The sequence below is a fragment of the Coriobacteriaceae bacterium genome, from assembly GCA_025992855.1.
GTDB lineage: Bacteria > Actinomycetota > Coriobacteriia > Coriobacteriales > Coriobacteriaceae > Collinsella.
This window is the reverse complement of record DAJPGB010000001.1, coordinates 580,866-600,090: the sequence shown is the minus strand read 5'-3', so window position 1 is coordinate 600,090 and position 19,225 is coordinate 580,866. Positions and strand designations below refer to the sequence as shown.

At 61.7% G+C, this 19,225-nt stretch carries 15 protein-coding genes; 4 read left to right on the top strand and 11 right to left on the bottom strand.

From position 1 onward, the window contains the following. Positions 1-107 precede the first annotated feature (107 nt). A complete protein-coding gene (gene clpB / locus OIL88_02470; GenBank protein HJI71240.1) occupies positions 108-2,735 on the bottom strand; it encodes an ATP-dependent chaperone ClpB in 2,628 nt (875 codons plus the stop codon). Between the two features lie 446 nt (positions 2,736-3,181). Next, positions 3,182-3,853 carry a hypothetical protein gene (locus OIL88_02465; GenBank protein HJI71239.1) on the bottom strand — a complete coding sequence of 224 codons (672 nt, stop codon included), beginning with the start codon at positions 3,851-3,853 and terminating at the stop codon, positions 3,182-3,184. A gap of 234 nt (positions 3,854-4,087) precedes the next feature. Here OIL88_02465 and OIL88_02460 point away from each other — a divergent pair, with 234 nt between their 5' ends. After that, positions 4,088-4,756 (top strand): hypothetical protein, encoded by a 669-nt coding sequence (locus OIL88_02460; GenBank protein ID HJI71238.1) that lies wholly within the window; start codon positions 4,088-4,090, stop codon positions 4,754-4,756. 475 nt (positions 4,757-5,231) lie between these two features. Here the strand turns inward: OIL88_02460 and OIL88_02455 are convergent, their stop codons facing one another. The 5 genes from OIL88_02455 to dnaK form a co-directional block, all read right to left on the bottom strand. After that, positions 5,232-7,532 carry a hydratase gene (locus tag OIL88_02455; GenBank protein ID HJI71237.1) on the bottom strand — a complete coding sequence of 767 codons (2,301 nt, stop codon included), beginning with the start codon at positions 7,530-7,532 and terminating at the stop codon, positions 5,232-5,234. 393 nt (positions 7,533-7,925) lie between these two features. Continuing rightward, positions 7,926-8,342, bottom strand: coding sequence for a helix-turn-helix transcriptional regulator (locus OIL88_02450; protein HJI71236.1), 417 nt, complete (start codon positions 8,340-8,342; stop codon positions 7,926-7,928). Between the two features lie 72 nt (positions 8,343-8,414). Then, the gene (locus OIL88_02445) at positions 8,415-9,380 is read right to left on the bottom strand and encodes a DnaJ domain-containing protein (GenBank protein HJI71235.1); all 966 of its coding nucleotides are present in this window, start codon (positions 9,378-9,380) and stop codon (positions 8,415-8,417) included. Between the two features lie 108 nt (positions 9,381-9,488). Continuing rightward, positions 9,489-10,331 carry a nucleotide exchange factor GrpE gene (locus OIL88_02440; GenBank protein HJI71234.1) on the bottom strand — a complete coding sequence of 281 codons (843 nt, stop codon included), beginning with the start codon at positions 10,329-10,331 and terminating at the stop codon, positions 9,489-9,491. Between the two features lie 2 nt (positions 10,332-10,333). Continuing rightward, positions 10,334-12,226 carry a molecular chaperone DnaK gene (dnaK, locus tag OIL88_02435; protein HJI71233.1) on the bottom strand — a complete coding sequence of 631 codons (1,893 nt, stop codon included), beginning with the start codon at positions 12,224-12,226 and terminating at the stop codon, positions 10,334-10,336. 457 nt (positions 12,227-12,683) lie between these two features. On the opposite strand from dnaK, the gene OIL88_02430 reads away from it, so the two are divergent. Continuing rightward, positions 12,684-12,935 carry a 4Fe-4S binding protein gene (locus OIL88_02430; GenBank protein HJI71232.1) on the top strand — a complete coding sequence of 84 codons (252 nt, stop codon included), beginning with the start codon at positions 12,684-12,686 and terminating at the stop codon, positions 12,933-12,935. 91 nt (positions 12,936-13,026) lie between these two features. Here the strand turns inward: OIL88_02430 and OIL88_02425 are convergent, their stop codons facing one another. The 4 genes from OIL88_02425 to nadA are packed head-to-tail and all read right to left on the bottom strand — an operon-like array spanning position 13,027 to position 16,894. Further along, positions 13,027-13,572, bottom strand: a complete 546-nt coding sequence (locus tag OIL88_02425) for a transcription repressor NadR (protein HJI71231.1) — start codon at positions 13,570-13,572, stop codon at positions 13,027-13,029. Beyond that, entirely contained in the window at positions 13,572-14,432 is an 861-nt protein-coding gene (gene nadC, locus OIL88_02420; GenBank protein ID HJI71230.1) for a carboxylating nicotinate-nucleotide diphosphorylase, read from the bottom strand. Before nadC ends, OIL88_02425 begins: the two co-directional genes overlap by 1 nt. 3 nt (positions 14,433-14,435) lie before the next feature. Next, entirely contained in the window at positions 14,436-15,812 is a 1,377-nt protein-coding gene (locus OIL88_02415; GenBank protein HJI71229.1) for an FAD-binding protein, read from the bottom strand. Between the two features lie 56 nt (positions 15,813-15,868). Next, the gene (gene nadA / locus OIL88_02410; GenBank protein ID HJI71228.1) at positions 15,869-16,894 is read right to left on the bottom strand and encodes a quinolinate synthase NadA; all 1,026 of its coding nucleotides are present in this window, start codon (positions 16,892-16,894) and stop codon (positions 15,869-15,871) included. A gap of 292 nt (positions 16,895-17,186) precedes the next feature. Here nadA and OIL88_02405 point away from each other — a divergent pair, with 292 nt between their 5' ends. Together OIL88_02405 and OIL88_02400 are read left to right on the top strand one after the other, a co-directional pair. Continuing rightward, positions 17,187-17,909, top strand: coding sequence for a LytTR family DNA-binding domain-containing protein (locus OIL88_02405; protein HJI71227.1), 723 nt, complete (start codon positions 17,187-17,189; stop codon positions 17,907-17,909). Continuing rightward, on the top strand, positions 17,909-19,186 hold the full coding sequence (locus OIL88_02400) for a GHKL domain-containing protein (GenBank protein HJI71226.1): 1,278 nt from the start codon (positions 17,909-17,911) through the stop codon (positions 19,184-19,186). Before OIL88_02405 ends, OIL88_02400 begins: the two co-directional genes overlap by 1 nt. The last annotated feature ends 39 nt before the right edge of the window (positions 19,187-19,225 follow it).

The following is a 19,225-nucleotide window of genomic DNA, read 5'->3' as shown; positions in this document are numbered from 1 at the left end:
TGTTCAACATCATCGATTGTCGCACGAAAAAGGGCGGCGGACCCAATTGGATCCGCCGCCCTTGGCGTTTAGAGACGGCTGGCAGATTTTAAGGCATGGCCCAAAATCTACTCGGCGTCGGGAATCTCGTAGGTGGCCGCCGGCGTGTTGTCGCACACGACGGTAAAGCCGCCGTCCTTGTCGACATCGACCGTCACCTGATCGCCCTCGCGAACCGTGCCATCGATGATGGCGGCGGCGATGGCGTCCACGACCTCGCGCTGGACCAGGCGCTTGAGCGGACGGGCACCAAAGACCGGGTCCAGGCCGCCCACGGCGAGCATCTGCTTGGCCGCCGGGGTGATGGCAAGCGTCATGCGCTCCTTGGCCAGACGCGCGCGGACGTCGGCAAGCTGGATATCGACGATCTTCTCGATCTGCGCCATGCCGAGCGGATGGAACACCACGATATCGTCGATACGGTTGAGGAACTCGGGGCGGAAGGTCTGAGCCATGGCGGCGTCGACCTGATGGCGCATCTCCTCCTCGTCCTTACCGGACAGATCGGCGATGGCCTTGGAGCCCACGTTGGACGTCATGATGATAATCGTGTTCTTGAAGGACACCTGGCGACCCTGGCCATCGGTCAGACGGCCGTCGTCGAGCACCTGCAACAGCACGTTGAAGACATCCGGATGGGCCTTCTCCATCTCGTCGAGCAAAATCACTGAGTACGGACGACGGCGCACGGCCTCGGTGAGCTGGCCGCCCTCGTCATAGCCCACGTATCCCGGAGGCGCACCAATCAGACGCTGGACGCTGAACTTCTCCATGTACTCGGACATGTCAATACGCACGAGCGCGCGCTCGTCATCGAACAGGCACTCGGCAAGCGCCTTGGCGAGCTCGGTCTTGCCTACGCCGGTGGGGCCCAGGAAGAAGAAGCTGCCGATGGGCTTGTCCGGATCGGAGAGGCCCGCACGGCTGCGGCGCACAGCTGCGGCGACAGCGGAGACGGCCTCGTCCTGGCCGATGACGCGCTTATGCAGCTCGCCCTCCAAGCCCTTCAGCTTGTCGAGCTCGCCCTGCATCATCTTGGACACGGGCACGCCGGTCCAGGCGCTCACGACCTCGGCGATCTCATCGGAGGTCACCTGCTCGTTGAGGCCCTCGCCATCCTGCTGCTTTTGCGCCTCGAGTGCAGCCTCGGACTCCTGAATCTGCTGCTGCAGACCCGGGATCACGGAATAGCGCAGCTCGGACGCGCGGCCCAGATCGCCGTTGCGCGTCGCGCGCTCCTCTTCGCTCTTGGCCTCGTCGAGCTGCCCCTTGAGCTCCTGCACGTGGTCGATGGCGTTCTTTTGGTTGAGCCAGCCGGCCTTTTGCACGTTGAGCTTTTCCTGGACCTCGGCGATCTCCTGACGTAGGGCCTCCAGACGCTCCTTGGAGGCGTCGTCGGTCTCCTTCATAAGCGCCTGCTCCTCGATCTGCAGCTGGGTGAGCTGACGCGTGGTGGCGTCGATTTCGACCGGCATGCTGTCGAGTTCCATGCGCAGGCGGCTTGCCGCCTCATCGACCAGGTCGATGGCCTTGTCGGGCAGGAAGCGGTCGGCGATGTAGCGATCGGAGAGGTCGGCAGCCGCCACGAGCGCGCTATCGGTGATGTGCACGCCGTGGAAGATCTCGTACTTCTCCTTGATGCCACGCAGAATCGAGATGGTGTCCTCGACGGTAGGCTCGCTGACCATCACGGTCTGGAAACGACGGGCGAGCGCCGCGTCCTTCTCGATGTACTTGCGGTATTCGTCAAGCGTAGTCGCGCCGATCGCATGCAAGTCGCCACGGGCAAGCGCCGGCTTCAGGATGTTGCCGGCGTCCATGGAGCCCTCGGTGGCACCCGCGCCCACGATGGTATGGAGCTCATCGATGAACAGGATGACCTTGCCCTCGGACTTCTGTACCTCCTTGAGCACGGCCTTCAAGCGGTCCTCGAACTCGCCGCGGTACTTGGCGCCGGCGACCAGCGCGCTCATGTCGAGCTCGATGAGATCACGGTCGCGCAGCGTGCTCGGCACGTCGCCGGCCACGATACGCTGGGCGATGCCCTCGACGATGGCCGTCTTACCGACGCCCGGCTCACCGATGAGCACGGGGTTGTTCTTGGTGCGGCGGGACAGGACCTGAATGGTGCGGCGGATCTCGTCAGTACGGCCGATGACCGGGTCGAGCTTGCCGGCGCGGGCGAGGTCGCAGATGTTGCGACCGTACTGCTCCAGCGCCTCAAACTGCGTCTTGTCCTCGGCAGACGTCACGCGGTCATCGCCGCGCAGCTCCTCGTAGACTTGCTCGATGCGCTCCTTGGTAACGCCTGCGTCGCGCAGAACGCGGCCGGCCTCGCCCTTGTCCTCGGCAAGCGCCATCAGCAGATGCTCGGTCACCACAAAGCTGTCGCCCATCTTGGTGGCCTTCTTCTCGGCCTTTTCGATGACGCGGACGAGCTCGTTGGACAGGCCCATCTGCTGGCCCTCGCCCGAAACCTTGGGCGCGTGGTCGATGGCATCTTGTGTGGAGCGTGCAAGCTGAGCCGGGTCGGCACCGATGCGCTCGATGATCACGGAGATATTGCGCTCGCCGGCACCGAGCAGGGCAGACAGCAGGTGAATCGGCTCCACCGCGCCGGCCTGCGCGTCGGCAGCCGTGCTCATGGCGGTCTGCAGCGCCTCGCGCGACGTCATTGCTAGCTTATCGATTCTCATGGAATCACCTCTCTTGGGGTGGCCGCCCTACGGGGCGGCTTCACGTTGTTCGAGAAGTATTGTTGCCAGCTTTGCTCGATCTTATACACAAATCTAAGTCTCTATATATAAGATTTTCTGAGTGATTGAGAGATAGGGAGCAGGCACGCTCGCCCGCTGCGGCCTCGTCCCCTTACTATCTCAATCTGTAACATCTAGCGGCTGTTTATGGCTCTAGATGTTACAGATCGAGATGAAATGACCAGCGGCACCCGTTTGTCTCAATCTGTAACATCTACTCGGCAAATAGAGCTCTATCTGTTACAAATCGAGACGAACGAAGACACCTGAATCGAAAATCTAAATCTGTAACACCAGGCCCACTTTTAGCGGCCAAGATGTTACAGATCGAGACAAACCGAGAACTACTACAAAGGGGACGGGTACCTTTGTGGTGGTCGCGGTCTCTACTCCTTCGCCGAACCCGTGCTTCCCGATTCGGCGTTCCAGGACATCTCATCCTCGAACAACCATGTACGGGCAGACCCACTATCGCGTGCAGCCTGCGGGTCGGGCAAGCAGGTCTGTTCATAGGCATCCTGAATGCACTGACCCATAAAATCGTTGAGCTCGGTCTGGTTGCCCTCCATGACATAGGCGACATCGCCGTCCAAGATGTAGATACCCGGCCCCTCATTGCCCTCGTAGCCAGGATCGTACGAAACATCACATAACTTAGTGCCATTCGCGGTGTCCAGCTCGATGGAAGAGTGACATCCGCCAACCATATCGTTCGCTTTTGCCCGATAGGACGCATATCCGTACCAACGCTTAAATGTTTTGCCCTTGAGTAGCTCGGTTGCTTTGCTGATTAGGCTCGCGTCCATGGTGTAGCGCATGGCCCCAAGCTGAATGCGCGGATAATTGCTAATGCCCAGCGCGGCAGGCTGCTCATCAAAATCAACAGTAATGGTCTCAGGTTTGACGTCGCCGGTCAGAAGTTCGACAGATTGAGTCACAGGCTTGACCACCGGCTCCGTCACCGCAGCAGGTAGAAATGCCATACCGACAGCGCCCGCGCCAACCACAGCGATCGCAAGCGCCAAGACAATCAATCCAATACGGGCAAAACGGCTCACGGCAAAACACCCCACAATGCAAACCTTCGCCACCTGCACCAATGATACCGCCAGCTAACACTATTACCAAAAGAAGCCGCGCGCTCCTCACCACCACAAAGAGGACAGGCACCTTTGTGGCGGTTTTCGACGCTAACGGTCGACCATCTCGCGCCATGAGATTAAACTTGAATTGTTCTCTGAACATATCCATTTCTGCCTATCCTCAACAGATCTTTGTCTCGAGGAGCGCATATGAAGCCGTCTCATTCCACCGGTCGCAACGTCATAGCCATTCTCGCCATACCCATCGCGATGTTCTTCTTTATCGTCGTCACGCCCTTTTCCCTTGGTATCGCCTCGCCCTTCGATTTATGCGGAATGGTCGACGCTGGCTCGCGTGCCACCTCGCTCTCCTTTATCTGCCGCGGTGTTTTCTACGAAGATAGAATTCCCACCGGACTTTGGCAGTCCAAGTTACCGTTGCTCGGCCAGGTCGACGGATGCTCTCCTTATTTCTGCCTTGACCCTCAGGCGATGAATTATCTGATCGACGACCGGCCTCTTGACTCCATCACCCTCGCTTACGACTATGCTCCAAACACCGACGAGCGCCATATGAACCAAGTCCTCGACAAGCTGCTTGGGCAGTGCGGACTCACCGAGGAGGCCGGTCGAACCATCTATAGCGACCGGAAATTAAAGCGAACAGAACTCCGCCGTATCGGAAAAATCCAAGGGCGAAGCGGGGCTGCCTACTGGCAGGCCTGGGCGACACGCGACAAGAGCGAATTCGGGCACAGCACCTATACGGTCACTGTCTACACCAAAGACGGAATTAAGGACAATGTTGACGATTTCGCGTCATCCAAACTCGGCATCCCCAAAACAACCAAGCCCGCCAGCCCAGATGAAATCCTGTAGAGACGCTCATTAGAATGTCGTTCAGCGAGCACGGCAGCATCGAGCTCGCCCCCCACCACCATGAAAGGGACAGGCCCCTTTGTGGTGGTTTTCGACTCTGGCGCTCAACTGTCTCGATCTGTAACACCTAGCTGCCGTTTTGGACCTCAGATGTTACAGATCGAGACGAAATGTTCAGCAGTTTCCGTTTATCTAAATCTGTAACAACTACTCGGCAAATAAGGGTCTACCTGTTACAGAACAAGACAAACCGCGGACCACCACAAAGATGTCTGCCCCCTTTGTGGCGGTTTTCGACAAAAAGAAGCCGCCCCGACAACAGAGGCGGCATCAAGCAAGTCTATTTATTAGCGTCCCTCAAGACCCAACGAGAACGCAGAAATGTAGCCCGGGGCTTATCCTTTCCCGAACGCGACCCTCGCGAAGCGCGTGAGCGAGCGGGAAAGGGTGAGCCCCGGGCGGACAATTAAGCGCGTTACTCGGCAGCGGCCTTGAACTTGTTGTAGTTGATCAGGCAGCCGGCCTTGACGATGGCGCGCTCCTCTGCCGTCATATCGGCAATGTAGAGCTCAATCTGCTCGACCGCACCATCGGCGCGCACCACGTAGGCGGCGATGCCCCTCAGATCGCCGTCGAGCGCGGCGCGGATACCCGGCACAAAGACGTAGTCGTCCACCTCAAAGTTGGGCTCAGCCTCCATCTGGAAGGGCACCATGCCCCAGTTCATCACGTTGGAGCGATAGCGCTTGGTGGCGTACTCGTGGACGATGTTGGCCAGGCCGCCAATTACGCGCTGGCAGCTCGCAGCCTGCTCGCGGGCGGAACCGTCACCGGGCTTCTTGGCATAGAGCATGGAGCCATACTCGGTCGCCTTGGCATCGGCCGCGACACCCGCGCTGGCCAGTGCCTCAAACACGCCGGCAAGCTCGGCATCGAGCGCCGCCAGGTCCCCCGCGGCCTCGCCGGCCACGCGGCGCTTCTCCACGGCGTCGACCTCCTTGGAACGACCGACGTAGGCCGGATCGCGGCGGCTCAGCGTAAACTCGGCCAGGCCCAGCGGGTTGGAGCGGAAGGAGCTCGTCTCGCCCGAGGGAATGAGCTCGTCGGTCGTAGTGACCGGGTCCATGATCTTGGAGCACACCTTGAGCAGGATGTCGTCGCCGAGGGGCTCCATCGCGGGCCACGGCTTGATGTTGGGGCCTTCGACCAACTCGTCAGCAGGCTCCGCCTTGCCAAAGCCCCAGTACACGCGCTTTTTATACGGCGCGTCGTCAAAGGTGTACTCGCAGGCCTCGTCCCAAGTCTCCTCGGGCAACTCGGTCGCCGGCGTCAGAACGCCACCGTTGGCAGCCGTTGCCGCAATGGAGCGGGCGTCCATCAAGGCCACGGCGCTCAGCTGGCCATTGCCCGGCTTGGAACCCTCGCGGTTGGGGAAGTTGCGCGTAGTGTGGCGGATCGAAAGGCCGTTGTTGGCGGGCGTGTCGCCGGCGCCAAAGCACGGGCCGCAGAACGCTGTGCGCACGATTGCGCCGGCCTCCATAAGGTCGTAGATATAGCCACGGCGCGTAAGCTCGAGTGCCACGGGCTGGCTCGTGGGATAGACCGACAGCGAGAACTCGCCGCAGCCGGTGTTGGCGCCCTTGAGTACGCGGGCAGCCTGGACCACGGAATCGTAGTTGCCGCCCGAGCAACCGGCGATAACGCCCTGCTGCACGTGCAGCTTGCCGTCGACAATCTTATCGAGCAGGCTAAAGTGCGTCTTGCCCTCGCCGATCTTGGCAGCCTCGAGTTCCACCTCGTGCAGGATGTCCTCGAGGTTCTCGTTGAGCTCGTCGATCTCAAAGCCGTTGGAAGGATGGAACGGCAGCGCGATCATGGGCTTGATGCTCGACAGGTCGACCTCGACGCAGCCGTCGTAGTAGGCGACATCGGCGGGCTTGAGCTCGCGGTAGTCGTCGCCGCGGCCGTGCATGGTCAAAAACGCGCGCGTGTCCTCGTCGGTGGCCCAGATGCTCGACAGGCAGGTGGTCTCGGTGGTCATGACATCGACGCCGTTGCGGTAGTCGGTCGTCATGCTCGCGATGCCGGGGCCCACAAACTCCATGACCTTGTTCTTAACGTAGCCCTTGGCAAAGACCGCCTTGATGATGGCGAGCGCCACGTCGTGCGGGCCGACGCCAGGACGCGGGGCGCCCGTGAGGTAGATGGCGACGACGCCGGGATAGGCGACATCGTAGGTGTCGCGCAGCAGCTGCTTTGCCAGCTCGCCGCCGCCCTCGCCCACGGCCATGGTGCCCAGGGCGCCATAGCGGGTGTGCGAGTCGGAGCCCAAGATCATCTTGCCGCAACCGGCGAAGTTCTCACGCATAAAGGAGTGGATGACGGCGATGTGCGGCGGGACGAAGATGCCGCCGTACTTCTTGGCAGCTGAGAGGCCAAAGACGTGGTCGTCCTCGTTGATGGTGCCGCCCACGGCGCACAGCGAGTTATGGCAGTTGGTGAGCACGTAGGGCAGCGGGAACTGTTCCATGCCCGAGGCGCGCGCCGTCTGGATGATGCCGACAAAGGTGATGTCGTGGCTCGCCATGGCATCGAAACGAATCTTGAGCGCCTCGGGGTCTCCGGACGTGTTGTGTGCCTGAAAGATCGAATACGCGATGGTGCCACGCTTGGCGTCCTCGGGCGTCTGCGTAATGCCGCGCTCGGCAGCCTCGGCCGCAGGCACGACCTCGCTGCCGCCGCGCAGGTAGATGCCGTCCTCGTACAGCTTAACCATACTGTCTCCCACTCTGCCCGAAAGGCTCGGGCGCATAGCATACATTCGTTCAATATCGTGCCATAGAACGGTTGCGAGTGGGTTACGAATCTGCACGTTCACTTTATCTAGGTAAAGTAAAGGACGTGCCGGTCGAGGGCCGGAAGATTTTGTGCAAGAGCGTCCCTTTCGACTAGTCATTTAAGAACGTCCCCAATGACTACCCTACCGCATCCGGAGCAAGGCAACGCCGCAGGCAGAGGACGGACAGCGAACGCCGTCCAGAGCGAACAAGTTGGCATGAAAAAGGCAAGGCATAGACCTTCTGGTCATGCCTTGCCCTTTGAATGACAAATTGTCGCTCTGGACGGCGCGCAGCGTCAACTGGTCCGCCGTTCGTCAGAACGGCGGAACCTAGAGATCTCCGCCGGCGCCCAGTAGCTTGCGCATGACTTGCTCGGGGTTGACTGAGCCGTCGCGCGGGGCCAGGGCGGTGATCTTCTTCTGCATCTTGTACTCGTGCAGCTCTTCCTCGAGTTGGCGTACGCGGGCGCGGAGCTTCTCGTTCTCGCGCTCGCGCTCCTCGGCACGCTCCTTCATATCGAGGATGCGCACCACGCCGGCAAGGTTGATGCCCTCGTCGGTCAGCTGGTTGATGAGCTCCAGGCGCTCGATATCGGCACGCGAATACAGACGCGTATTGCCGCCCGAGCGCTGGGGGTTCACCAGGCCCTTGGACTCGTAGACGCGCAGAGTCTGCGGATGCATGCCGGTCAGCTCGGCCGCCACGCTGATCATGTACAGCGGTTTGTTCCTATTGTCCTCGGCCATGCTACCTGACCCCTTTCCGTCTCGTTATCGTCCATCATAAGCCCGCGGGCACGGCCGTGCGCCACGACCGCCCTAGAACGTCGCCTTGTAACGGTTGACCTTCTCGCGATAATCGCGCGTGTCGGCCTCGCGCAGCCTGGTCATGGCATCGCGCTCATCGTCGGACAGGTTCGAGGGAACCTGCACCTTGATCTCGACGAGCAGCGCACCCGTGCGGCCGCGATGCTTAACGTCGGGCGCACCCATCTCCTTAAAGCGGAACTTCTTGCCCGTCTGGGTGCCAGCGGGCACCTTCAGACGAACCGTCGCGCCGCCGGGCGTGGGCACATCCACCGTGCAGCCGAGCGCCGCCTCGTAGACCGAGATCGGCACCTCCATGGTCACGTCGGCACCCTTGCGCTTAAACAGCGGATGCTCCTCCACATGCGTGGTCACGACCAGGTCGCCGCGCTCGCCTCCGGCAACGCCGTACTCGCCGCGACGCTTGTAACGCAGCTTGCCTCCGTCGACCGCGCCCGCAGGCACCGAGACCGTAATGGTCTGCTGCTCGCCCGTCGAGGGAATGCGGTAGGTAACCTTGTGCGTCACACCGCGGAACGCGTCCTCGGCCGTTACGTCGACGGTCAGCGACAGGTCGCCGCCCTTGCGCGCACGGTTGCGGCCCGCGCCCGCACCGGCAGCGCCCGCGGCCCCGGCAAAGCCCGAGCCCCAATCGCTGCCCCAAGCGCCGTTGCCGCTAAAGATGCTGTCGAAGATATCGCCCCAACCGCTCGCGCCGGCACCGGCGCCGTAGCCACCGCTATACGCGCCGCCCGCGCCCGGCATGCCGCCGAACATGAGCATCTGGTCGTACTCTTTGCGCTTCTTCTCGTCCGAAAGCGTCTCGTAGGCCTCGCTAATCTCCTTAAACTTGGCCTCGTCGCCGCCGGCATCGGGGTGATATTTTTGCGCGAGCTTGCGAAACGCGCTCTTGATCTCTTTGTCGGAGGCGCTCTTGGATACGCCCAGGATGTCATAGAAGGTTTTGCCTGCAGCCATCGTAGCTCCTCTCCTGTTATATCCGCCGTCCCTGCGGACGGCGGCTCATGCTGTCATATGGCACTAGGCCAGAAAGGGCCCCGGGTGTTGCCCCGGGGCCCTTCTCAATTACTCCTCGGTGCTCTCGGCCGTATCGGCCGCGGCATCCTCGGGCGCCGCCTCGGGCTCCGGTGCGGGGCGTTTCTCGCCACCGTAGGTCACCGTCACCATCGCGGAACGCAGGATGCGATCCGCCATGCGGTAGCCCTTCTGGTACACGTCGTTGACGGTCTCGTCGTACTGCGATGCGTCCTCGACACGCCCCACGGCCTGGTGCTCGAGCGGATCGAACGCCTCGCCCTTGGGGTCGATGGGCTCAACGCCCTCGTGCGCAAACACATCGAGCAGCTTGGCATGCACCGCATCAACGCCATCGACGAACTGCTTAAAATCGTCGGAAAGCTCCTGGCTACGGGCATGGTCGATTGCACGCTCGATATCGTCAACCACCGGCAGCAGCGCAGTGACGAGCTTCTCGGTCGCGCGCTCGCGCTCGGCGATGCGCTCGTTGGCAGTGCGGCGACGGAAGTTCTCCCAGTCGGCCTGAAGACGGGCGGTACGCTCGGTGGCGTCCTTTGCCTTGTCCTCGGCGGCCTTCTGGGCCTCTGCCGCAGCATCGAGCTCGCTGCGCACGTCGGCGAGCTCCTTTTGGGCCTGCTCGAACTTGAGCTTAAAGTCGTTATCGGCGGCTTCCTCACCGGCGCGGATAGCAGCTTCCACCATCTCGTCCTCGGTCATCGTCGCCTCCTTGTTGGAATCCTCTACCTGGTTCTCGGCAGCCTCGGCGGCCTCGGCCTCGTTGGCCTCGGTATCGTCGACGGCCTCTACGGGAATCTTCACGTCCTTCTCCTCAGAGTCAACGGGGGCGGTGCCAGCGGCGGCCGCCTCCGTGCGAGCTTTACGGGCGGACATGATTACTTGTCCTCGTCGTCCACAACCTCGTAGTCGGCGTCGACAACGTCATCGTCGGCAGGCTGGGCACCGGCGGCACCGTCGGTCTGCTGCTGAGCGTCGGCGTAGACAACCTGGGCAAGCTCGTAGGCCACGGACTGCAGGGACTCGCCAGCGGCCTTGATGGCCTCGACGTCAGAGCCCTCGAGCGCCTTCTTGGCGTCGGCGATAGCGGCCTCGGCCTTGGACTTCACGTCGGCGGAAACCTTGTCGCCCAGCTCGTTGAGGGTCTGCTCGGTGGAGTAGCACAGGCTATCGGTCTGGTTGCGGACCTCGACCTCTTCCTTCTGCTTCTTGTCCTCCTCGGCATGAGCCTCGGCGTCCTTGACCATACGATCGACTTCGTCGTCGGACAGAGCGGTGGAGCCGGAGATGGTGATCTGCTGCTCCTTGCCGGTACCCTTGTCCTTAGCGGAGACCTTGACGATGCCGTTGGCGTCGATGTCGAAGGTGACCTCGATCTGCGGCACGCCGCGGCGGGCAGCCGGGATACCGGTCAGCTGGAACTTACCGAGCGACTTGTTGTCGCGGGCAAGCTCGCGCTCGCCCTGGAGCACGTTGATCTCGACGCTGGTCTGGTTGTCGGCAGCGGTGGAGTAGACCTCGGTCTTCGAGGTCGGGATCGTGGTGTTGCGGTCGATCATCTTGGTCATGATGCCGCCCATGGTCTCGACGCCCAGCGACAGCGGGGTAACGTCGAGCAGCAGGATGCCCTCGACGTCGCCGGTGAGCACGCCGCCCTGGACGGCAGCGCCGTCGGCAACGACCTCGTCGGGGTTCACGGACATGTTGGGCTGCTTGCCGGTCATGGTCTTAACGAGCTCCTGGACGGCGGGCATACGGGTGGAGCCGCCGACGAGGATGACCTCGGTCAGATCGGAGAGCTTAAGCTTGGCGTCGCGCAGGGCGTTGGTGACAGGCTGCTTGCAGCGCTCGAGCAGGTCGCGGGTGATCTTCTCGAACTCGGCGCGGGTCAGCGTGTAGTTGAGGTGCAGCGGGCCGGACTGGTTCATGGTGATGAACGGCAGGTTGATGGTGGTCTGCTGGGCGGCAGAGAGCTCCTTCTTGGCGTTCTCGGCGGCCTCCTTCAGACGCTGCAGGGCCATGGGGTCCTGACGCAGGTCGACACCGTTCTCCTGCTGGAACTTATCGGCCATCCAGTCGATGACGCGCTGATCCCAGTCGTCGCCGCCCAGGTGGTTGTCGCCCGAGGTGGACAGAACCTCAAACACGCCGTCGGCGAGATCGAGGATGGAGACATCGAAGGTGCCGCCGCCCAGGTCGAAGACCAGGATGCGCTGGTCGGTGCCCTGCTTGTCCAGACCATAGGCAAGAGCGGCAGCGGTCGGCTCGTTGACGATACGCTTGACGTTGAGGCCGGCGATCTTACCGGCATCCTTGGTGGCCTGACGCTGGGCGTCGTTGAAGTAGGCCGGGACGGTGATGACGGCGTCGGTGACGGTCTCGCCCAGATACTTCTCGGCGTCGGCCTTCATCTTTGCGAGCGTCATGGCGCTCACCTGCTCGGCGGTGTAATCCTTGCCCTCGATATCGACGACGGCACGGCCACCCTGGCCCTCCTTGACCTCATACGGCACGGTCTTGATCTCGGAGGTGCACTCGGAGTACTTGCGGCCCATGAAGCGCTTGATGGAGAACACGGTGTTCTTGGGGTTGGTGACAGCCTGGTTCTTAGCGGCCTTACCCACGACGCGGTCGCCGTCAGCACGGAAGCCAACAACGGACGGGGTGGTGCGGTCGCCCTCGGCGTTCACGATAATGGTCGGAGAACCGCCCTCGAGGACGGCCATAGCGGAGTTAGTAGTACCAAGGTCGATACCAAGAATCTTACTCATTAGAAATTCCCTCTCTCTTTTGCGTTCGCGCCGCGTCGGCGGACTGCCGCGCGACGCTTCGGCTTGTCTTTCAGGATGTAGTGTATCCCCTTATGGGCCGGAATATACAAAATCTAAGTCAATTCATATAAGATTTTTTATCTCCAAGAGTTTAGGTTCGCGAAAGCGCAGGTAGATGGACTGTTGCAGTTCTCAGCAAATCTATTGAGATCTATGTAGAGTTGACTGAGGTTTGGGCTTGAAGCTGCGCCGGGGAAAGCGCGACCCGCTTTGAGCGCCGATTCCGGGTCGTGTTTTCCGCAAGCGCGCTCAATCGCCCAATATTTCAAGTCACCTTTAGCTAACATTTGCGCAGCTCAACGGCCCCACCTGCGTGTTTTTTAGTAAGCCGCGGCATACTCGGCGAACGGTATGAAGATGCCGGTCAGAGGGTATTGCAAACGGTCGCTCCCGTGGTATGTTTTTGCCCGAATCAAACCGACGCGCATCGCCTGTAGCGTCGGTCAACAGAGAGGAAACTACCATGGCTCATCCCGTAATTGATGCCGACGAGTGCATCGCTTGTGGCGTTTGCGTCGACTCCTGCCCCGCCGGCGTTCTGGAGCTCCAGGACGTCGCTACCGTTGCTGACGAGGATTCCTGCGTCGCCTGTGGCGCTTGCCAGGACGCTTGCCCCGCCGGCGCGATCACCGAGATCGTCGAGGAGTAACAACTCCCCCACTTGCACACTCACAAGTACACCGTGCACAAAAAGGAGGCCTCCGCATCGCCGCGGAGGCCTCCTTTTGCATTCGTCGTTACTAGGACAGGTCGTCTTCGTAGGGCATTAGGTCCGCCAAGTAGCCTTTCTCCTTGAGCATGGTCTCGATCTCGTCGAGAGTCTGCTCGTCTTCTGCCGCAATACGGTGGAAGTGATAGCCGCTGGTTACCGTTAGCAGCGGAAAGCTCTTGCCGCTCTCGATATCGTGCAGGTAGCGCTCAACATCGCGACGATTGCGGATGTCCAGGTCGGCCGTGATCTTGCCGTATACGCGGTGATTGACGATTACGTTGAGCACGGCGCCGCCCGCGTCGACGATGCTCGTGAGCTCATCGCCCGCCTGCTCCACGCCGTGGCGAACCTTGACCAGACGCGTGGGCACGGCGGGGCTGCTGGGGGCCTCCTGTAGTACATAGCCGCGATTGGTGGCGACGATATCGTGCCCGTCGGCGCGCAGCAGGGCGATGTCCTGCACCACGACCTGACGGCTCACACCCACCTCGCGGGCAAGCGCACTGCCCGAGACGGGATCTTTGGCTCCCTCGAGCACGGCCATGATGGAACGGCGACGCTCGCGGGCATCCATTATTTACCGTCCAGCAGACGCAGGTGCTTGAGCGAGAGGTCGAGAATCGGCGCAGAGTGCGTCAACGCCCCCGAGCTGATAAAGTCAACGCCCAGGTCGGCGAGCGCGCGGATATTGTTGGCGTCCACGTTGCCCGAGCACTCGGTCTTGGCGCGACCGGCGATAAGCTCAATCGCGGCAGCCATATCGTCGTGCGTCATGTTGTCGAGCATGATGATGTCGGCACCGGCCTCAACGGCCTCGCGCACCATATCCAGGTTCTCGCACTCGATCTCGACCGTCGTGGTAAAGGACGCATGGGCACGCGCCATCTCGATCGCGCGCGCCACGCCACCGGCGGCGTCGATGTGGTTGTCCTTGAGCATGACAGCCGTCGACAGGTTGTAACGGTGGTTGCTGCCACCGCCGATCTCGACTGCGGCCTTCTCGAAGACACGCATGCCCGGCGTGGTCTTGCGCGTGTCGACGAGCACGGTCTTGGTGCCCTCGAGCGCCGCGGCCATCTGGTGCGTATAGGTGGCGATGCCGCTCATGCGCTGCAGGTAGTTGAGCGCAACGCGCTCGCCCGAAAGCAGCACGCGCGCGTCGCCGCGCACTTGGCCCACATGGTCGCCGGCATGCACTTCGTCGCCATCCGCGACATCGAACAGCACGGAGCTCTGCGGATCCAGCAGCTCAAAGGTGCGGGCGAATACGTCCAGGCCGGCGATGATGCCGTCGGCCTTGGCGATGAGCTCAACGGTAGCGGGGCGCGCCGTGGGGCACACGCTCGCCGTGCTCACGTCCTCAAAGGTGATGTCCTCGCGCAGGGCCTGCAGAATCAGATCATCGACGACGAGCTTCATGGTAATGGGATTCATGGTCTACTCCTCCACGGCCTGCGTGCCGGCGGCACGGGCCAAATCATCGATTGCAAGGGTATCAGCGCTCAGGGCGCGGTGGCGCCCGTCAAGTGCGGGCTCGCCGGCCTGCTCCACGGCCAGCGACTCGCCGGTGCGCATGTACCACGCGGCGCGGCGACCCCAAACCAGGGACTCGAGCAGGCTGTTAGAAGCCAGGCGGTTCTTGCCGTGAACACCGTTGCAGGCCGTCTCGCCCGCGGCGTAGAGCTCGGGCATCGAGGTGCGGCCGTCCTTGTCGACCCATACGCCGCCCATAAAGTAGTGCTGCGTAGGCGTGACGGGAATGGGCTCGTCCAGGATGTCGCGGCCGTCCTCCAGGCAGCGCGCGCGGATATTGGCAAAGTGCCCGGTCACCACGTCGCGCTCGACGGGGGCAAAGCTCAGCCACTCGTGCTCGGTGCCGTCCTGCTTCATCTGCTCGCGGATGGCGGCGGCGACCACGTCGCGCGGCTGCAACTCGTCGGTAAAACGCTCGCCAGCGGCATTGAGCAGAATCGCGCCCTCGCCGCGGCAGCTTTCGCTGATTAGGAACGTGCGGCCCGGCTGCGGCGAGAACAGACCCGTGGGGTGGATCTGCACGTAGTCCAGGTGCTCCATCGTGATGCCGTGCTCCTGCGCGATGTAGCAGGCGTCACCGGTGAGCTGCGGGTAGTTGGTCGAGTGGTCGTACACGCCACCGATACCGCCCGTTGCCCACAGCGTATGGCGGGCATGGATCTTAAACGGCTTACCGGCACGCACGCCCTCGGCGGCATTTGCCAGCTCGTCGGCGGGGCGAGCTGATTCGTCCTCGTCCACGGCGACGGCGACGACGCCGGTGCACACCGTGGCGCCATCGCGCTCGGCAGTCAGGATGTCGGTCATGGCAACGTGTTCGAGAATCTGCACGTTGTCCAGCTTGCGGACAGCCTGGAGCAGCTTGGTCGTAATCTCCTTGCCCGTAATATCGGCATGGAAGGCGATGCGCGGGCGGCTGTGCGCGCCCTCGCGGGTAAAGTCGAGGCTGCCGTCGGCCTTGCGCTCAAAGTCCACGCCCATGGCCAGCAGGTCGTTGATGACCGAACGGCTCGAGCGAATCATGATGTCTACACTCTCGCGGCGGTTCTCGTAATGGCCGGCGTGCATGGTGTCCTCAAAGAAGGCATCGTAGTCAGAACCTTCGGGCAGCACGCAGATGCCGCCCTGCGCGAGCATCGAATCGCACTCATCGACGGCGCCCTTGGAGAGCATGATTACGCGTGTGCTCGTCGGCAGATTAAGAGCCGCATACAGGCCCGCCACGCCGCAACCGGCAATGACGACGTCACACTCCATATCGGGGTATTGTTTGGTTTCCACAGGAATCCTCTCCCTTGTACTGTGGCATAAGGGATGGTCCCTCATGTCACATTGGCTTAGCGTGCCGCGTACTCGAGCATGCGGTCGAGCGTGAGCTTGGCCTGATCGGCGGCCTCGTCCGACACGCCAATCTGCACCTCGCCCTCGCCCGTCTCCAGGCAGTGCACGAGCTTTTCGAGCGTGATGAGATCCATGTTGACGCAGGTGGGCTGAACCGCAGGGAAGTAGAACTTCTTGCCGGTGCCCTGGCAGCGGCGCTCGAGTTCGTAGAGCACGCCGCGGACCGTCACGATGATGAACTCGCTCGCGTCCGACTCCTCGGCGTACTTGATGATGCCGGCGGTGGAGCCGATGTAGTCGGCCTCGGCCAGGACGTCGGCCTTGCACTCGGGGTGCGCCAGCACGAGCGCGTCGGGGTGCGCCTCCTGCGCGTCGACGATCTGCTCGACGGTGATGATGTGATGACGCGGGCAGTAGCCGTTGTTGAGGATGACGTGCTTTTGGGGCACCTGCTCGGCCACAAAGCGGCCCAGGTTTTGGTCGGGAATGAACAAGATGTGCTGCTGCGGCAGCTCGGAGACGATCTTGACGGCGTTAGAGCTGGTAACGCATACGTCACTCCAGCTCTTGATCTCGACCGTCGAGTTGACGTAGCACACCACGGCCAAGTCATCGCCATACTCGGCGCGCGCGGCGTCGACCGTCTCGCGCTTGACCATGTGCGCCATGGGGCAATCCGCGCCCGGCTCGGGCAGTAGCACGGTCTTGGTGGGATTGAGCAGCTTGGCGCTCTCGCCCATAAACTCCACGCCGCATAGCACGATGGTCTGCTGCGGCAGGCTCTTGGCGAGCTTTGCCAGGTAGAAGCTGTCACCGACGTAGTCGGCCACGGCCTGCACCTCGGGCGCCACGTAATAGTGCGCCAGGATCACCGCGTCACGTTGGGTTTTTAGTTGCTGAATGGCCTCGACGAGCTCTGCGGGCACCAGTGCCGCGCGCTCCGTTGCCGTCGTTGCCGATGCCAGGCCGGCCGCAATATCGCGTGCGAGCTCCGATGCATCCATGTTCGCGCTCTGTGCCATCAAGGCCCCTCTCTTTTGGCGAATCTTGGGGCTTTAGTATGACACCTAGGTTTACAGCTGACAAGACAGCTGTAAACCTAGGTGTAAAGTTGAAATAAAGATTCAATCATGTGGCAGGTCCATTTTCGAACTGGCAAGCTGAGGATAGCCGGGCTTTCGATAGCGCAGGAGGCATCTTTCGCCACCGCAACACCGCTTGGCGCGAGCTGCACGCCGTGAGGCGCAAACGGTCCGCACCCCCGCAAGCGGCGCGTGCCCGATGTGGCAAAATCGAACTACTTAAGGGGGCCGAATGCTCAAGATTATTGCCTGCGACGATGATGTCGCTTTTCTAGATAGACTGCACCGGATGATCGACCGTTGGTCGACCGAGACGGGCACGGCGGTCGATGTTGCGCTCGTCACGCGCGGCGAGGACCTGCTGGCCCGCCATGCCGCATCGCGCGCCGACATCATCTTGCTCGATATGATCATGCCGCTCGTCAACGGCATGGACACCGCACGCGAACTGCGCCAGGCCGACACCGCCGTGCGCCTGGTGTTCCTCACCTCGTCGCCCGAGTTCGCGCTGGAATCCTACGAGGTCCGCGCCTTCGACTATCTGCTCAAGCCCGTGACTTACGAACGCCTGGCGCGATTACTCGACGAGCTTTCGAGCATGCGCCCGGCGGCAACCGACGAGCTCGTGATCAAAACTTCCTTTGGCTACCACGCCCTGCGCCTGTCCGACATCGAATATGCCGAGGCGCGCAACAAGCACGTGGTCTTCCACCTGCGCGACGGACGCGATATCGAGGCACTCGAGTCGTTCCGCAGCGTCGAGGACCGCTTGGAGCAAAACGCGGTCTTCTTTAAATGCCACCGCAGCTACCAGGTCAACCTGCGCAATATCGATCACTTTGACCGCACGGACATCGTCATGCGCTCGGGCGCGTGCATCCCGCTTTCGCGCAGCTGCAAGCAGGGATTCCAAGACGCCTACTTTGCGGTGCGCTTTGGGGGCGGGAGACACTGATGGTCTCCTCGGTCGAAATGGTCCTTTGGGCAATCCACCACGCCACGACGCTGCTCTTTGGCGTCTTTGCCTCGGCGGCGCTGTGCGGTGTCGAGATCAACCGGCGTCATGCGCTTGAGCTGCTGGGGGTCGGCGTCGTGACCGGTGCCGCCTTCTCGATCGCCAATGCCGTCGGCGGCGAGCTTTTTGCCCGCCAGGTATATCCACTCGTCGTGCATCTGCCGCTCGTCATCTATTTGTGCGCGCGCTACCGCCTGAGCCCGCTGCTTGCCGTGCTCGGCATTACGAGTGCCTATCTGAGCTGCCAGTTCAGCAATTGGATGGGCATCGCCGCATTTGCCGCAACCGATTCTCAGATCGCGTACTATCTGGCGCGCATCGCGACCACACTCGCCGTCTTTGCCGTCCTGTTGCATTGGGCCGGCGACATCGGTCCACGCTTGGCGATTAAAAGCACCACCGAGCTGGGCATCCTTTTAATCCTGCCGCTCGTCTATTACGTCTTTGACTATGCCACCAACGTCTACACCACGCTGTTCCACTCGGGCTCGGTGGTAACGGTTGAGTTTTTGGCATTTGCGCTCTGTGCCTTCTATCTTATGTTTCTTGCCGTTTACCTGCGCGAATACGAAGAAAAGGAAACCGCCGAGCGAGAGCGCTGGATGCTCGAAACCCGCGACAGCGCCGCCATCAAAGAGCTCGAGGCTTGGCGTCAATCTGGGCGCGAGCTGTCGATTCTTCGCCACGATATGCGCCACTTCCTACGCGGCCTGGCCGCTTTAATTGAGGAGGACCACACCGACGAGGCGCTCAAACGCATCGATGAACTCTGCGAAGCCGGCGATCGCACCGCCGTACGCCGCTTCTGCGCCAACGAGACCGTAAACATCGCGCTTTCGTCATTTAACTCGGATATCAATAGAAACGGCATTACCGCCAACCTGCGCGCCGCCGTACCCGAAACCATCCACGTAGGTGACGCCGACCTGTTTAGCGTGCTCTCAAATGCCTTGGAAAACGCTATCACCGCTGCAAGCGCCGCACCCCAAGGAAAGCGATTCGTCGACTTTGACCTGCGATTAGAGGACGGCCAGCTGCTGCTGTTAGTTTCCAACACGTTTGACCGCGCGCCGCGCATGGTCGACGGCATGCCCGTAGCCGGGCACACCGGACACGGCTTTGGAACCAAGAGCATTAAGCTTGCCGTCGAACGCATGAATGGTAACTGCCAGTTCCGCATTAACGGCGATCGGTTTGAGCTGCGCGCTGTGATGTAGAAGTGCGGCGCCGATCTCGAGGCGTGCCTTGCCCGCCAG

Excerpts from the sequence above, each read along its gene's own strand:
- OIL88_02455 (HJI71237.1), bottom strand. The coding sequence starts at position 7,532 with ATGGTTAAGCTGTACGAGGACGGCATCTACCTGCGCGGCGGCAGCGAG.
- dnaK (HJI71233.1), bottom strand. The coding sequence starts at position 12,226 with ATGAGTAAGATTCTTGGTATCGACCTTGGTACTACTAACTCCGCTATG.
- OIL88_02400 (HJI71226.1), top strand. The coding sequence starts at position 17,909 with ATGGTCTCCTCGGTCGAAATGGTCCTTTGGGCAATCCACCACGCCACG.
- OIL88_02425 (HJI71231.1), bottom strand. The coding sequence starts at position 13,572 with ATGGATGCCCGCGAGCGTCGCCGTTCCATCATGGCCGTGCTCGAGGGA.
- clpB (HJI71240.1), bottom strand. The coding sequence starts at position 2,735 with ATGAGAATCGATAAGCTAGCAATGACGTCGCGCGAGGCGCTGCAGACC.
- OIL88_02460 (HJI71238.1), top strand. The coding sequence starts at position 4,088 with ATGAAGCCGTCTCATTCCACCGGTCGCAACGTCATAGCCATTCTCGCC.
- OIL88_02430 (HJI71232.1), top strand. The coding sequence starts at position 12,684 with ATGTTTTTGCCCGAATCAAACCGACGCGCATCGCCTGTAGCGTCGGTC.
- OIL88_02445 (HJI71235.1), bottom strand. The coding sequence starts at position 9,380 with ATGGCTGCAGGCAAAACCTTCTATGACATCCTGGGCGTATCCAAGAGC.
- OIL88_02450 (HJI71236.1), bottom strand. The coding sequence starts at position 8,342 with ATGGCCGAGGACAATAGGAACAAACCGCTGTACATGATCAGCGTGGCG.
- OIL88_02405 (HJI71227.1), top strand. The coding sequence starts at position 17,187 with ATGCTCAAGATTATTGCCTGCGACGATGATGTCGCTTTTCTAGATAGA.
- nadC (HJI71230.1), bottom strand. The coding sequence starts at position 14,432 with ATGAATCCCATTACCATGAAGCTCGTCGTCGATGATCTGATTCTGCAG.
- nadA (HJI71228.1), bottom strand. The coding sequence starts at position 16,894 with ATGGCACAGAGCGCGAACATGGATGCATCGGAGCTCGCACGCGATATT.
- OIL88_02440 (HJI71234.1), bottom strand. The coding sequence starts at position 10,331 with ATGTCCGCCCGTAAAGCTCGCACGGAGGCGGCCGCCGCTGGCACCGCC.